The sequence below is a fragment of the Limisphaerales bacterium genome (assembly GCA_014382585.1).
GTDB lineage: Bacteria > Verrucomicrobiota > Verrucomicrobiia > Limisphaerales > UBA1100 > JACNJL01.
The window spans coordinates 87,055-101,935 of the sequence record JACNJL010000045.1; the positions used below are offsets into that span (position 1 = coordinate 87,055).

Below are 14,881 nucleotides of genomic sequence, written 5' to 3' on the forward strand. Positions count from 1 at the left end.
TTCCTGAAATGATCGACGACACCATTGCCGCCATTGCCACGCCGCTGGGCGAAGGCGCGCTGGCGATCATCCGGCTTTCCGGGCCGGATGCGCTCGCGATTGCGGGCAAATGTTTTGAGCCCATCGGCGCGGCTTCCGCTTCGCCTACTGACGCCCCCACGCACACGTTGCATTACGGAAACATCGTGGCCAAGGGCCGCACCATCGATGAAGTGTTGCTGGCGGTGATGCGCGCGCCACGCACGTTCACGCGCGAGGACACGGTGGAAATCACCTGCCACGGCGGAATGGTCGCCAGCCAGGCCGTGCTGCAAACGGTGCTGGCCGCGGGCGCGCGCAGTGCGTTGCCGGGGGAATTCACGCGGCGCGCTTTTTTAAATGGCCGCATTGACCTCACGCAAGCCGAGGCTGTGAGCGATGTGATCCACGCCCGCACCGATCTCGCCCTTGCCGCCGCTAACGAACAACTCGCCGGCAAACTCAGCCAGCGCATCAATGAACTCCGCGATGACCTCATGCAAACGCTCGCGCACATCGAGGCACACATTGATTTCCCTGATGAAGATATTGCGCCCGACACGCTCGCTCAACTTACCGGAAGGCTCGAAGCCGCGTTGGAGTTCATCGACACGCTGCTCGCCACCGCGAACGAAGGGCGCATCCTGCGCCGCGGCATTCGTGCCGCCATCATCGGTCGGCCCAACGCCGGCAAATCCAGTTTGCTCAATCAATTGCTCGGGCACAACCGCGCCATCGTGACACCGACCGCCGGCACCACGCGCGATACCATTGAGGAAACCGCCAACATCCGCGGCATCCCCGTGGTATTCATTGATACCGCTGGCCTGCGCGAAACCGCTGACGGAATTGAGGCCGAGGGCATCCGTCGCAGCCACGAAAGCATCGCGCACGCGGAACTCATTTTGCATGTGCTTGACGCCGGCGAAGCGTTTACTGCTGAAGATCAAAACTATCTCGAAGCATTTACCGACAAAAAACGCCTGCTCATCGCCAATAAAATCGACCAACCACGTGCGCTCGATGTGCCGGTTGATTGCCACGAAACCTGCGCGCTCGATGGCACCGGCATCGAGGGCCTTAAGGACGCCATCCGTGATGCAGTGTGGAGCGGTTCCATCCGCGCCGATATGTTACCGGCGATGATCAATGCCCGCCATCAGGACGCCTTGCGCCGCGCCCGCGCGGGCCTCACCGATAGCCTTGCCAGCCTGCGCACCGAAGCCACGCTCGAGCTCATCGCGATGGATCTCCGCATTGCCGCCAACGCCGTCGGCGAAGTCGTGGGCAATACCTCCACCGAAGATTTACTGGATTCAGTCTTCAGCCAGTTTTGTATTGGAAAATAATCGGCTATCGCGTCTTCGCCGCACTGCCGATTAATAAACAAGAACCCGCCAGCGCCGGCACCAAATACAACCCACCATCGCCCGTGAGGCTTTTGATGAGGCCGATCAGCATCGTGACGCAAAAGCTCAGCTTCGGCCCGAAATCACCGCCGCCTTTAAAGATGTCGATGAAGTTGCCCAGCAATATAATTACATTTGCGAGAACGATCCCGCCAATCAATAGCTTGATTGAAAGATCACTCTTCGTGGCCACTTCGTGCGAGGACTTTGTGCGGGTGGTGACAAAACAAATGATGCTCGCAGCGATCTTCAAACCCAGTCCGGCGATCATTGCGAGCCCCGTCATCACCGAACCCTTAAATGCCTTAAACGCGTCGATCAACGGCACTCCTTGTCCTTTTGCGGGCACGAGGCACGACAGCACCAGAAACCCACCGCCCACCACCGCAATAATATAAGCCGGCAAATTGGACGGCCGATAATGGCGCGCATAGCAGCCCATCAACAACGCCGTGAGGCCAATGAAAAATATGATGGGTTGGCCTTGAAGCATTCCCGATGGGGAAGAGAATGTGGGACGTGCGCCCGTCACAATCAGATTGCCGCCAATCGAGATCATCGAAGAAGTGCGCGTGCCCGAGCCAAATGCCGAGACTCCGCTGTTGGAAAAAAGAATAATCATCAACACCAAGCTGAGGCCAAGCGCCACGCTGCAACGCACAGGGTCTTTCGTGCTCTTCGCCATCGCAGCGAGCGTGATGCCGACGATCAGCGGGCCGATCATGGCGATGATGTACTCCGCGCTTTTCCCGTCTCCCAAATCAAAATTCGGGAAATTAATTTTAAACGGACTGAACATCACCATCGGTAGCACCACACCCACGATGCCGAGAATGCCAAGCGTCATAAACTGCGTGGATTTTTGCGTCTCTTCATCGTACGGGCTGTAGGTGCCCGCGACGGCCGGTTGGGGGGCAACAGCAGCGGCGATTTGCCCAGTGCTTCCGGGGACAACTTGCGGGTAGAGTTCGCCGAGCGGTTTCCAGCCGTCCATCCCTTCGTGCCACGCGCTGTCGGTGGGCAGGAGTTGACCGCCTTCGAGATGGATCTTTGCCGTTTCGTATTTGTACGGCCCGTGCTTTTCGCCTTGGCGTGAAATGTGCACAGCGGTATCCGGCGGCGGCCCAGCAGGCGCAGCTTCGGTGGTGGGAGCAGGGGGCGGTGGCGGCGGTTCGGCGGCTTTGGTTTCCTGTTCTTTGGCGAATAATTCTTCCAATGGTTTCCAGCCATCCGCACCCGCGTGCCACGCCAAGTCGGTCTTTAGCAAAGTGCCATCTTCCAAATATTGCTTAGTAATATCCTCCGGATACGGGCCAAATTGTTGGCCTTTGCGGGTGATATGAATTTTACGGGGCTCGTCGGCCATAACAGAAACGTTGTGGACGATACGCGAAACTGAACTGTTTTTCAATGAAATTGGCGTGACCTTTGCTCGGCAATCGGCCAAGACCAACCGCGATGCACTCGTTGGAAGAAGCCCGCGCGGAAATGCTGAAGCACATCGCGCCGTTGCCAGCGGAAACCATTCCGCTCACACAAGCGGCTGGCCGTGTGCTGGCCACCGAAGTGCGCGCGGCGATCAACTTGCCGCGCTTTGATAATTCCGCGATGGATGGCTACGCCGTGCGCGCCGCCGAAGCAAACAAAGGCGCAAAGCTGAAGTGCATCGGCGAAGTGCCTGCGGGCAGTTCATTTGAAACCGAATTAGGCGCGGGCGAGTGCGTCCGGATTTTCACCGGCTCCCCCATGCCCGCCGATACCAACGCCGTGGTGATGCAGGAAGATACACGCGTGGAGGGCGATACCATCGAAATCACCGATGACGCGAAGCCCTTCGAGCACGTTCGCTTGCGCGGGGAGGATGTGAAAGCGGGCGAGATAATTGGCCACGCCGGCGAACGCCTTCACGCGGGGCGCTTGCAATTGCTCGGCAGTGCGGGCGTGGCGGAGGTCAGCGTGCATCGCCAGCCCATCGTGGGGGTGTTGGCCACGGGCGATGAATTGCGCGAGCCGGGCGAGGATTTGGGCGCGAGTGGCATTCATGAAAGCAACCGGCTGGCGCTGGCTGAACTTATCCGCCAATGCGGTGCGGCACCGCGCGTGCAACCGCTGGTGCGCGACACGATGGAGGCGACGATGGCGGCACTGCAAACCGCCTTCGCCGAATGCGATGCGGTGGTCACTTCCGGCGGCGTGTCGGTGGGCGCGCACGATTATGTAAAAGCTGCGTTTGAAAAACTGGGCGGCTCACTGGATTTTTGGCGTGTGAACATTAAGCCCGGCAAGCCATTCGTCTTCGGCCGGCTTGAAGGCAAACCCCTCTTCGGCGTGCCCGGCAATCCGATTTCGGCGATGGTCACGTTTCTCGTTTTAGCGCGCCCGGCGTTGATGCAGTTGCAGGGCGCAGCGGAATTGAATTTGCCCGCCCATCCCGGCGTACTTGCTGATCCGCTGGCCAATCGCGGTGACCGTCGCCATTTTATGCGCGTCCGCGTGGACGCCAAAGGAACCGTGCATGCCACCGGTTTGCAAGCGTCTCACGCCGTCAGTTCGCTGAGGCAAGCGAACGGTCTCGTGAATGTGCCGCCGGAAACCCATCTGGTGGAAGGGGAGAAGGTGGAGGTGTTGCGGTTTGCCTGATTTTCCTACAGGTACTCTTTCAATTTTTCCTGATACTTGTGGTACAGCCCGCTGAGTACAATTAGGATCACGCCCAGTCCCATAAACGTGAGAATGCGCGGGACACCGTTGAGCTTGCTCCACGCGAGGAAGACGAGATTGGTTGTGGCGGCGAGCATCACGATGAGGCCAAAGATGCGGTGTGTGCGTTCGGCCGCGTAGAGGCCGAGGCCAATAAAAATGCCGGCGAGCAGTCCCCATGTGAGCACGTCCAAATCGCCTGGCACTATGCGCGAGCCCCACACCCACAGGCTGAGGTTCATCGCCACAATCAACAGCACGTGCCCGACTTCGGGGATAATATTTTCCGTGTCGCGTTTGCGCGCGAAATATTGTGCGCCCAAAAGCAGGGCAATTGCCAGCCCATCCCACGCCACCGGTTCGTGCCAATGAAAAGCGCAGTGCCAGCCGAACATCATCCATCCAAGCAACCCAAACGCGGTGCCAACTAAAATGCGTTCGAAACGCGTGCGCCGCGCGTGGGCCATTATATGGCCGATGGCTACTGCGCTGAAGGTGACAAATAAATATTTCGATTCCACAAAACTATACCCCCACGCCAGCACCAGCAGCCAGCCGAACAGAAAATAAACCGACGTGTTCGCCTTGGCCAATTTGGCGAGCGGACTTTGTGGGTCGTCAATCAGCGTGCGCGCGTGCAGCAGAAAATGGCTCATCCCCAGCATCGCTAGTGCGGGGATGAGGGAAAGCACGCGATCGGCATCGGCGCCCATCATTTTGAAGGGCGAAAAAAATGCGGCTACCACCAGCCACGCCTGCGCGGCCATTAGCGCGGGCGTCAGCCGTAGCATCAACGCGCCCGTGCTGAGCGCGATACCGATGACGGGCAGCATCCACAACAGCCGCTCGTCCGCCACAAAGTTGATGGCGATGAATAGCCCCACCAAAACCGCCGTGACCTGTCCCACCGCGCTGGTGGGCGCGATGTATTGCCCGGCCGATTCGAATCGTTTTCGCAAATTCTCCTGCGAGCGATTGAGTGCCCACGCGTTGGCCAGCAGCAGCACGGGCGCGATGAGCGCCAACCCCCAAGTCAGTTCATTGCCCGGCAAAAAAGTTTGCGGCACTACCATCGCCGCACCGCCCCACAACGCCAGTTGACCCACGCCAAACAATTGCATCGACCGCATCGCCCAACCGAATCCCGTGAACGCCAGCCCCAGCAATGCCAGACACCACGTGGCGTTATTGAGGTCGAAATTCAGTCCGATGCCCAGCGCGATGAGCACGGCCGCCAGCGCCAGCAATTCGTTGGCCAATCCTTTTTCATCCGGCAACTGCCGCCGCAAAAATCCGTGCAGTGCCGCCAACGCCAAACCATACACCAGCGGGAACCCCCAATAATTTCCCCGCATTTCCGGAAGCGCGAGCAGTGTGAATGTGATGAAACTAAAATACGCGATGTTATTGATGTGAATGAAGCTGGCGCGCCGGGCGGCACTCATCGATTCGTGGCGGGTGAGGAGGGCCGCCAGCGTGAAGATGATCCAGTACGCCGTGAGAAATCCCGCGCCATTCCAGAACCCCGCGTCTATGCCCGCCGGATGCATAAATCGCCAATAACCAAACCCGGCGAAGGTGGTGACGAGACTCAGAAAGGGAAGGTTGGCCCAACGATTGCGAATGACAAACACCGTGGCCGCGATGGCAAGCGCCACGTTGGAGAGCAGCGTGAAGCCCACGTGCGCGCCGGTGGTGTCGTGGATGAGCGGCACGTACGAGGCATAATACGCGCCGGCAATGGCGAACATGGCCATCACTTCCGAGCGCCTTCGCGTGGCCACGACGACGATAAAAATCGCCCAAGCCGCAAGCAGCACGCCTGCCAACACGGGGCTTCCGATGAGGCCAAGATACGGGCGCTCCACAAAATAAAGTGCGTACGTGGAAAAATACACGGCGGCAAAACCGCCGCCGGTCAGCACTTCCGAATAATTTTTTAAAGACTCAAACCGCCGATGCAACCACAGCCCCGCCGTCAACATTCCAAAGCTGACCGCATATAATAGTGACGCATTGATATAAGGGCGCACCGAGTCGCTGATGCCCTCGTAGCCCATGCGCGCGAGATAAACCAGGCCGGTGAGCACCATCAACACACCCAATCGCACCAGCCAAACTTTGCCAATTTGCAATTCAATCGAACCTTTGTCCGGGGCCGCGGGAGGAACGGGAATGGGTTCGGGAGCAGGATCAATTTCCGGTAACGTGGGCAGCGGTTTTTTGGGTTGCACCGTCGAAGGAATCGGATCGGGCATCGGCGAAGGCGCGACCGGTGCGGGCGGTTGTTCCGGTGTGGCCGATGCGGTTGCCACCAAGACGGGCGGTAAATCCGAGAGCTCCGCCTTGGCCGGAGCCGTTGGAATGACTTGGAAAATTGGGGCGGAGAATCCCTCAGTTCCACCCATTTGCTGGCGCAGCATCTCAATTTGCTGCGTTTGCTCGCGACTTTGGGTTTCCAGAGTAACCACGCGTTGACTCAAATGCCTGACGGAGTTCGCGCTCGTAGATCGCGTCGCAATGGCGATTAACCCGACCACCAGCAATACCGTTGAACATAGACAAATCCATTCCATACCCCGACGGTACTCCATCCACCCCACGCTGAGAAATTGATTCGACTGCGGCCGTTATCGACTGACTCAATACAAAAACATATCAACATATCCGGATATGTTGATTTTACTGTTGACGTTGTCGGGTGGCGGGTTAAGCTCTTCGCGGTATGAAAAACTCGCCCATCATTGAGGAACTGCGGGAGCGGTTGGCCTCGCGCATTCTGTTTTTGGATGGCGCGATGGGCACGATGGTGCAGCGGTTTTCATTGGAGGAGGCGGACTTTCGAGGGGAACGCTTTGCTGATCATTCGGGCGAATTGAAGGGCAACAACGATTTACTGTCGATCACGCGACCGGAAATCATTCGTGGCATTCATACGGAATTTCTGGAGGCGGGCAGTGACATCATCGAAACCAATACCTTCAGCGCCACACGCATTGGGATGGCGGATTATTCGTTGGAGGAAGTTGCGCGCGAATTGAATGTTGCCAGCGCCAAGCTGGCGCGCGAAGCGGTGGAGGCCGTGATGGCGAAGGATGCGTCGCGACGCTGTTACGTGGCGGGCGCGATTGGGCCGACTAATCGTACGGCGTCGCTTTCGCCGGATGTGAACGATCCGGCGTACCGCGCGGTGACGTTTGATGATCTCGTGGCAACGTACCGCGAGCAGACCGAAGGGCTCATCGAAGGCGGTGTTGATATTTTGCTGCCGGAGACCACCTTCGACACGCTGAATCTCAAGGCGGCGCTGTTCGCGATTGAACAGGTCTTTGAGGAAACCGGCGAGCGATTGCCGGTGATGGTTTCGGTGACGATCACTGATGCCTCCGGTCGCACGCTTTCGGGGCAGACGACTGAGGCGTTTTGGAATTCCATCGCGCACGCGAAGCCTTTCACCGTGGGCATCAATTGCGCGCTCGGTGCCAAGGAAATGGCGCCGTACATCCGCGAACTTTCGCGCATCGCGGACACGTTTGTGCATTGCTACCCAAACGCCGGCTTGCCCAATCCGCTCGCGGAAACCGGCTACGACGAGCGGCCCGTCGATACCGCGGAAGCGTTGCGCGATTTGGCGGAGCAAGGGTTGCTGAATGTCGCGGGTGGTTGCTGCGGCACCACGCCGGCCCATTTGAAGGCGATCATCGGATCGCTCGCCGAGGTGAAGCCGCGCGTGCCGCAAACGCGCAAGACATCACTGCGCCTCAGCGGTTTGGAGCCGCAAACGATTGGTGATTCGCCGGGGCAACTCGCAATGGTCGGCGAACGCACCAACGTGATGGGCTCGCCGAAGTTCAAAAAACTCATCAAAGATGACGATTTCGAAGGCGCGCTCGCGCTTGCGCGGCAACAAGTGGAGAATGGCGCGAACGTCATCGATATTTGTTTCGACGAAGGCTTGCTTGATGCGGAGGCGTGTATGAAACGCTTTTTGAATTTGCTGGGCTCCGATCCGGATATTTCGCGCGTGCCGATTATGGTGGATAGCTCCAAATGGAGCGTGCTCGAGGTGGGCCTGAAATGTTTGCAGGGCAAAGGCATCGTAAACTCCATCAGCCTCAAAGGCGGCGAGGAAGAATTTCTGCGCCAAGCCGCGTTGTGCCAGCGTTACGGCGCGGCCGTGGTGGTGATGGCGTTCGATGAAAAAGGACAAGCGGCCACCGTCGAAGACAAAGTGGCCATCGCCGAACGCGCGTACAAACTGCTCACGGAGAAACTGGATTTCACGCCGGAGGACATTATTTTTGACCTCAACATTTTGACCGTCGCCACCGGAATGGACGAGCACAACGATTACGCGGTGAACTTCATCGAAGGCGTGCGCCGCGTAAAAGAAGTGTGCCCCGGCGCGCGCACGAGCGGCGGCGTGAGCAATATTTCGTTCTCATTCCGCGGCAACAACACCGTGCGCGAGGCGATGCACTCCGCGTTTTTGTTTCACGCCGTGGAAGCCGGATTGGATATGGGCATCGTCAATGCCGGGATGCTCGAAGTGTACGAGCAAATTGAGCCGGAACTGCTTGAGCACGTTGAGGATGTGCTGCTCAATCGCCGCGCGGATGCGACTGATCGGCTTATTGATTACGCGGAAAAATTCAAGGGAGTTAAAAAAGAACGTGCCGCCATCGACCAAAAATGGCGCGACGAACCCGTGGCCGCACGACTGAGCCATGCGTTGGTGAATGGCATCACCGAATTCATTGAGGCCGATACTGAGGAAGCGCGCGCCGCTGCCGATCGGCCGTTGGAAGTCATCGAAGGACCGTTGATGGACGGGATGAAAGTGGTGGGCAAACTTTTCGGCGCGGGAAAAATGTTTCTGCCGCAAGTGGTGAAAAGCGCGCGCGTGATGAAAAAGGCCGTGGCCTATCTCACGCCGTTTATGGAGGCGGAAAAGCAAGAGGGCGACGAGGATTCGGCCAATACAATGGTGATCGCCACCGTGAAGGGCGACGTGCACGACATCGGCAAAAACATCGTGGGCGTCGTGCTCGCTTGTAATGGCTACAATGTGGTGGATCTCGGCGTGATGGTGGATTGTGATTCAATTTTAAAAGCCGCCGAAGAACACAATGCCGACATCATCGGAATGAGCGGCCTCATCACGCCCTCGCTCGATGAAATGATTTTTAACGCCAAAGAAATGCAACGGCGCGGATTGAAAACGCCACTGCTCATCGGTGGCGCGACCACCAGCAAAATGCACACGGCGGTCAAAATCGCGCCTTCGTACGAGGGCTCAATTTGCCACGTGCTCGACGCTTCGCTTGTGGTGGGCGTGTGCAACGATTTGCTGAGCGAAAATCGTCGCGAAGATTTCCAAAAGGAACTCGAGGTGGAACACGAACGCCTGCGCGAGAAATTCGCCGGCGGCGATGATGGCCGCAAAGACATCGTGCCGCTTGCCCGAGCACGGGCCGCCGCGCCGTCATTTGACTGGGCGACCGAAGAAATTCGCAAACCGGAAATCCTTGGCCTGCAACATTTTGAATCCATCCCGTTGGATGTGCTGGCAACGTACATCGATTGGTCGCCCTACTTTTGGGCGTGGCAATTGCACGGCGTGTACCCGACGATTTTCAACAAACCGGAAGTCGGCGCCGAGGCTAAGAAACTTTTTGCTGACGGCAACAAAATGCTCGAGGACATCATCGTCAACCAACGATTTACCTCCCGCGCCGTGGCAGGCTTTTGGCCGGCCAACGCGGTGGGTGATGATGTGGAAATTTACAGCGACGAAACGTGCGCGGAACAGCTCGCCACGTTTTATTTCCTGCGCCAACAGCGGCAGAAAAAAGAAGGCCAGGTTTGCCGCAGCTTGTCTGACAACGTCGCCCCAAAAGACAGCGGCCGCATCGATTACTTTGGCGGATTCGCAGTGACGATGGGGCAGGAAGTTGAGGAATACGCCGCCACCTTCCGCGATGCGGGCGATGATTATACCGCCATCATCGTGCAATCGCTCGGCGATCGCTTGGCCGAGGCGTCCGCCGAATATCTCCACAAAACCCTGCGCCACCAATGCGGCATCGGCCAGAATGAAGGGTTCGCCGCGGAAACCAAACTCGACGAAGAGCAGGCAAAATTTTTAATCAAAGAAAAATACCGCGGCATTCGACCGGCCGCCGGTTACCCCTCGTGTCCCGACCACAGCGAAAAAGCGACCCTTTGGAAACTGCTCGAAGCGGAGCAACGCACCGGCGCCACGCTCACCACAAGCTACGCGATGAAACCCCCTTCGAGCGTGAGCGGTTTTTATTTGAACCATTCGGACGCAAAATATTTTAATCTCGGCCGCATTGGTGAAGACCAAGTGGCCGACTACGCCCAACGAAAAAACATTTCCCAAGCCGAAGCCGAAAAATGGCTGAGACCGCATTTGGGGTATGATGAAGAATAGACGAAAAATGAAATTGAAACACACTAACGCATTTACGCTCATTGAACTTTTGGTTGTCATTGCCATCATCGGCATCTTGGCGAGCCTGTTGCTGCCCACGTTGGCAAAGGCCAAGCAGCGCGGGATGACTGCCCAAAGCCGCAACAACCTTTTGCAAATCGGCCAAGCCTCCACGATGTACGAGGACGACCACGACGGCGAGTTGGCCGGCGTGGCCGATTCCACGGGTGTGCAGTTTTTCGGCCGCTACTTGGGCCCCGGAAAAGCCGTGGATTTTTCCGGCGGCAGCCTCAGCCCTTACGTGGACAATGCTTCGCGCGTCTGGAAAGATCCTGGTTTCCGTTCGTTCAGTCGCCGCGCCAAGGACCACACTTGCAGCTACGGTTACAATCACCATTATTTAAATGATCTGGAACAATCCGGAAATTGGTGGGATCCAAACTACAGTTACAAATGGCGTGGCATCGATGCCCAGCAAATGCAGCGCCCGGTGGAAACCGTGCTATTCGGTGATTCTGCCCGCAATTGGATGGGCCCGCTTGAGGAAAACTGGTTTTGGACGCCCCCTTCCCAAGCGCGCGCGTGGCCCGGTTGGGAAACGGCTTATGCCCATTTCCGCCATCAGGGTCGCTGCACCATACTTTGGGGCGATGGCCACGTGGAGGCATTGCTGCCGCATGATCAATGGGCGCTCAACCGCCACAACTTGGGCTACATTTGCGGACTTGATGACCAGCATTTCAAACTGGAAAAATAAATGACCCGAACGCAAATAATCATCATCGCCGTGGCTGTGGTTGTCGTGGGAGTGACATTATTCACGCGGCCAAAGGACAATGAGTTTGCCGATCGCGATGTGGCGCTGGACTCCGATGAAGCCAAAGCGGCGCTGGCGATTATTGAAAAGCTCGCTGAATCCACCAACTATCTTGCGGCGAATTTGAGCGCCGAAGCTCCGCCAATGGCGCGCCAGCAGCTCTTGCAGCTTTCGCAGAAACTCACTCAAGCCGCGAACGTCAAACTCAAGCGCGTGTCGTGGCGCGGCGAATATTTGAGTGTTGCGGTGACTTGTTCACCCGCGACGGAGCATTGGTTTTATCTGGCCGAAGATGATGATGGGCAGTTAAAACTCCTCGGCGTGCAACAATGAAAACACCGCGACACATCCCACTGCTGCTCGGCTTGCTCGCGCTCTTTACACTGATGCGCTGGCCGGGATTGTTGCCGTGGAACTTTAGCCCCGTGTACGCCATTTGTTTTTGTGCGGGCGTTTATTTCAAAGGCCCGCGCGCGTGGCTCGTGCCGGTGGCGTTTATGTTCGTGAGCGATGTGTTGATGAATTTTTTCCATTGGCGCGGATTGGGGTTTTCAACTTTCACCTCGCATATGTGGGTGACGTACTCGCTTTACCTTGCGCTAGCGGCGGTCGGCTGGTGGATGACCGATCAGGCTCGGCCGACGGCATTGATCGCAGGCGGTGTCCTTGGCGCGTGCGGATTTTTTCTGGTCATCAACTCATTCGCGTGGTTAAGCAATCCGGTTTACGCAAAGACGTGGGCGGGGTTGGTACAATCGTTCACCATTGGCCAAGCGGGTTATCCGCCGCCGATTGTTTTTCTGAAAAACACGATCACCTCGGGCGCAATGTTCACGGCGGCGATTGTGTTTGCCGTACACGTTGCGCGGGCAAAGGAACGTGAGTCGGCAGAATTTCAGTTGAAGGCTTAATGAAGGGGCGCGCTCGGAGAGCACGCCCTACCTAGTTTTCCCCGATTTGGGCGGCGATGGATTCGCTGATTTTTTTGCTCCATTCGTTGAGCTTTGCTTCATCTTTGCCTTCGAGGAGCAACCGGATTTTGGGTTCGGTGCCGGAATAGCGCAACAGCACGCGACCGCCGTGGGTTTGGAGGTCGGCCTCGGCTTCGGTGAGCAGGGCGGGGACGTCTTCGAGTTCTTCGATGGGTTTCTTTTCGGTGACGCGGATGTTGGTGAGTTGTTGGGGGAAACGGCTCCAGCATTTGGCTAATTCGCTGAGGGGCTTTTGTTGAGCAGCCATGATGCGGAGAATTTGCAGGGCGGCGACAAGGCCGTCTCCGGTGGTTCCGTGGTCGCCAAAAATGAGGTGGCCACTTTGTTCGCCACCGAAGTTGTGGCCGTGCTTCAGCATTTCATCGATGACGTTTTTGTCGCCCACATCGGTGCGGATGACGTTGCCTCCGGCGGCTTCGATGGCGGCGTCGAGGCCGGCATTGCTCATTACGGTGGACACCAATGTGTTATTGACCAGTGAGCCTTCGTTGAGCATTTCGAGCGCGGCGATGGCCATGATGTCGTCGCCATCAATGAGGGTGCCGGTTTCGTCGCAGAGGAGCACGCGGTCGGCGTCGCCGTCGTGGGCAATGCCAATGTGGGCGTTATGTTCCTGAACCCAATGGCACATTTGCTCTGGGTGCATTGAGCCGCAGCCGGCGTTGATGTTGGTTCCGTTGGGGCGGTTGCCGTAAACAATGACGGTGGCGCCGAGTTCGCGCAGGACGCAGGGGGTGGCTTGGTAGGCGGCGCCGTGGGCGCAATCGACGACGATGGTGACGCCTTCGAGCGTTTGGCCGCGGGGGAAACAGCGTTTGGCAAACTCGATGTAACGGCCGAGGGCATCGTCGATGCGGATGGCTTTGCCGATTTCGCCGGCGGTGGGGCGGACGTCATCGATGTCGCCGCTGAAGACGAGGTTTTCGATTTGGGCTTCGATGGCGTCGTCAAGTTTGTAGCCGTTGTGGCTGAAAAATTTCAGGCCATTGTCGTCGTAAGGATTATGCGAGGCGGTAATGACAATGCCGGCATCGGCGCGGAGGCTGTGGGTGATACGCGCCACGCCGGGCGTGGGTAGCGGGCCAATGAAAAGAACATCGACGCCCATCGAGAGGATGCCGCTGGCGAGGGCGTTCTCGAGCATATAACCGGAGAGGCGCGTGTCTTTGCCGATGACGATTTGATGACGACGGCGGCTGCGTGATTCAGGGTTGAGATTTTTGAATACGTGCGCGGCGGCGCGGCCGAGTTTGAGCGCGGTCTCGGCGGTGACCGGTTCGATGTTGGCACGACCGCGTACGCCATCGGTGCCGAAAATTTTATTCGTTTGATTCATCGTCAGGCTCATTGTTTTCTCCGTTAAGATCGGGATTGGCCAAGGAGGGCGCATTGGTGGTGGTCGGCTTGGGTTCGGGAGTTTTTCCCTCGCGACCACGGTTGGTGTAGGAGAGTCCGGCGACGGTGGTGATGATAAACCACACCATAACTGCGATGGCCACGGAACCGATTTTCCACCAAAACTCGTTGGGATCGTGATCGCTGCGTTCGGTGCGGTCCTGTTTGTCGGTCATGAACGATCCTTCGGTCGGAGTTTTTTGTTGATGATTTGTCCGAGGTCTCGCAGCGAATCTTTGACGCGCGCGGCGAAGGTGAGCTTCTCCACGGGCGCGGCGTCGGCTTTGAGTTTTTCAGTAAGAAAATCCTTGAGCTGATTCACGGATACGTTGGCGTGCAGCGCGCCGGCGTGGCAGTATGAAATGTCGCCGGTTTCTTCGGAGACGATTACGACGATGGCATCGGTTTCCTCGCTCAACCCAATGGCCGCGCGGTGGCGTGTGCCGAGGGTGCGGTTCACATCCAGCCGCCGCGTGAGCGGGAAAATGCAGGAGGCGTACATGATGCGGTCGGCGCGGATAACCACGCCTCCGTCGTGCAACGGCGAATTGGGGAAAAAAATGGAATCGAGCATTTCAGGCGTGAGCGCGCTGTCGAGCAACACGCCGCTTTGGGTTTCCTGATGAATGTCGATGGTTTGCTCAATGGCCATGATGGCGCCCACGCGATGGCGTGCCAGGCGGTGGGTGGCTTGCACCACGGCGTCCACGTCCAGTGGGCTTTCTTCTTCGGAGGAAAAGAGCGGGAGATTGCCCAGCTCGGCAAGCAGCCGGCGCAGCTCCGGCTGGAAAATAATTAGGATGGCCACGGTGGTGAACAGAAACAATTGTTGCAGCAACCAACTCAGCACCTGCAGCTTGAGCATCGCGATCATGGTGGTGATGCCAATGAGCACGAGGAAGCCGACCACCACCGGCCAGCCACGCGAGCGTTGGAGGAGGTTGAACATATAATAAATGCCCACTGCCAGCGCGGCAATTTCCACCACGCCACGGAGAATCCACGTCCAATCGAGCTTAATCCATTCCCAGATTTCCTCGATGAACGGCGGTAGATTCGCCTGTGCGAGAATAATTGCCTCCATAGTTTATCC

Annotated in this window: 11 protein-coding genes; 6 read left to right on the top strand and 5 right to left on the bottom strand. The window is 57.6% G+C overall.

Annotation, left to right across the window (positions count from 1 at the left end; all coding sequences use genetic code 11):
* The first annotated feature begins 8 nt into the window (after positions 1-8).
* On the top strand, positions 9-1,367 hold the full coding sequence (gene mnmE, locus H8E27_10545) for a tRNA uridine-5-carboxymethylaminomethyl(34) synthesis GTPase MnmE (protein ID MBC8326051.1): 1,359 nt from the start codon (positions 9-11) through the stop codon (positions 1,365-1,367).
* Positions 1,368-1,371: 4 nt separating this feature from the next.
* Here the strand turns inward: mnmE and H8E27_10550 are convergent, their stop codons facing one another.
* A complete protein-coding gene (locus H8E27_10550; protein MBC8326052.1) occupies positions 1,372-2,793 on the bottom strand; it encodes a DUF4339 domain-containing protein in 1,422 nt (473 codons plus the stop codon).
* 92 nt (positions 2,794-2,885) lie between these two features.
* On the opposite strand from H8E27_10550, the gene H8E27_10555 reads away from it, so the two are divergent.
* The gene (locus H8E27_10555; GenBank protein MBC8326053.1) at positions 2,886-4,067 is read left to right on the top strand and encodes a molybdopterin molybdotransferase MoeA; all 1,182 of its coding nucleotides are present in this window, start codon (positions 2,886-2,888) and stop codon (positions 4,065-4,067) included.
* Positions 4,068-4,072: 5 nt separating this feature from the next.
* On the opposite strand, the gene H8E27_10560 is transcribed toward H8E27_10555, so the two are convergent.
* Positions 4,073-6,598, bottom strand: a complete 2,526-nt coding sequence (locus H8E27_10560; protein ID MBC8326054.1) for a DUF2339 domain-containing protein — start codon at positions 6,596-6,598, stop codon at positions 4,073-4,075.
* Between the two features lie 254 nt (positions 6,599-6,852).
* Between H8E27_10560 and metH the strand changes: the two genes are divergently transcribed.
* Genes metH through H8E27_10580 form a run of 4 tightly spaced genes read left to right on the top strand, consistent with a single transcriptional unit; the run spans position 6,853 to position 12,312 of the window.
* Complete coding sequence (gene metH, locus H8E27_10565; protein ID MBC8326055.1) at positions 6,853-10,584, top strand: methionine synthase; 3,732 nt, start codon at positions 6,853-6,855, stop codon at positions 10,582-10,584.
* Positions 10,585-10,591: 7 nt separating this feature from the next.
* Positions 10,592-11,341 (top strand): type II secretion system protein, encoded by a 750-nt coding sequence (locus H8E27_10570; GenBank protein ID MBC8326056.1) that lies wholly within the window; start codon positions 10,592-10,594, stop codon positions 11,339-11,341.
* A complete protein-coding gene (locus H8E27_10575) occupies positions 11,342-11,734 on the top strand; it encodes a hypothetical protein (GenBank protein ID MBC8326057.1) in 393 nt (130 codons plus the stop codon).
* A complete protein-coding gene (locus H8E27_10580; GenBank protein ID MBC8326058.1) occupies positions 11,731-12,312 on the top strand; it encodes a hypothetical protein in 582 nt (193 codons plus the stop codon). Before H8E27_10575 ends, H8E27_10580 begins: the two co-directional genes overlap by 4 nt.
* A gap of 31 nt (positions 12,313-12,343) precedes the next feature.
* On the opposite strand, the gene H8E27_10585 is transcribed toward H8E27_10580, so the two are convergent.
* From H8E27_10585 to H8E27_10595, 3 genes are read right to left on the bottom strand one after another with little or no spacing between them, the layout of a single operon-like run.
* Positions 12,344-13,729 (bottom strand): phosphoglucosamine mutase, encoded by a 1,386-nt coding sequence (locus tag H8E27_10585; GenBank protein ID MBC8326059.1) that lies wholly within the window; start codon positions 13,727-13,729, stop codon positions 12,344-12,346.
* Complete coding sequence (locus H8E27_10590) at positions 13,713-13,964, bottom strand: hypothetical protein (GenBank protein ID MBC8326060.1); 252 nt, start codon at positions 13,962-13,964, stop codon at positions 13,713-13,715. Before H8E27_10590 ends, H8E27_10585 begins: the two co-directional genes overlap by 17 nt.
* A complete protein-coding gene (locus H8E27_10595) occupies positions 13,961-14,872 on the bottom strand; it encodes a TIGR00159 family protein (protein ID MBC8326061.1) in 912 nt (303 codons plus the stop codon). The genes H8E27_10590 and H8E27_10595 overlap by 4 nt, the downstream gene beginning before the upstream one ends.
* Positions 14,873-14,881: the final 9 nt, after the last annotated feature.

What these genes read in the sequence shown, in the direction of transcription:
- H8E27_10555 (MBC8326053.1), top strand. Translation starts at nt 2,886, where the DNA reads ATGCACTCGTTGGAAGAAGCCCGCGCGGAAATGCTGAAGCACATCGCG.
- H8E27_10570 (MBC8326056.1), top strand. Translation starts at nt 10,592, where the DNA reads ATGAAATTGAAACACACTAACGCATTTACGCTCATTGAACTTTTGGTT.
- metH (MBC8326055.1), top strand. Translation starts at nt 6,853, where the DNA reads ATGAAAAACTCGCCCATCATTGAGGAACTGCGGGAGCGGTTGGCCTCG.
- mnmE (MBC8326051.1), top strand. Translation starts at nt 9, where the DNA reads ATGATCGACGACACCATTGCCGCCATTGCCACGCCGCTGGGCGAAGGC.
- H8E27_10595 (MBC8326061.1), bottom strand. Translation starts at nt 14,872, where the DNA reads ATGGAGGCAATTATTCTCGCACAGGCGAATCTACCGCCGTTCATCGAG.
- H8E27_10580 (MBC8326058.1), top strand. Translation starts at nt 11,731, where the DNA reads ATGAAAACACCGCGACACATCCCACTGCTGCTCGGCTTGCTCGCGCTC.
- H8E27_10550 (MBC8326052.1), bottom strand. Translation starts at nt 2,793, where the DNA reads ATGGCCGACGAGCCCCGTAAAATTCATATCACCCGCAAAGGCCAACAA.
- H8E27_10590 (MBC8326060.1), bottom strand. Translation starts at nt 13,964, where the DNA reads ATGACCGACAAACAGGACCGCACCGAACGCAGCGATCACGATCCCAAC.
- H8E27_10575 (MBC8326057.1), top strand. Translation starts at nt 11,342, where the DNA reads ATGACCCGAACGCAAATAATCATCATCGCCGTGGCTGTGGTTGTCGTG.
- H8E27_10585 (MBC8326059.1), bottom strand. Translation starts at nt 13,729, where the DNA reads ATGAATCAAACGAATAAAATTTTCGGCACCGATGGCGTACGCGGTCGT.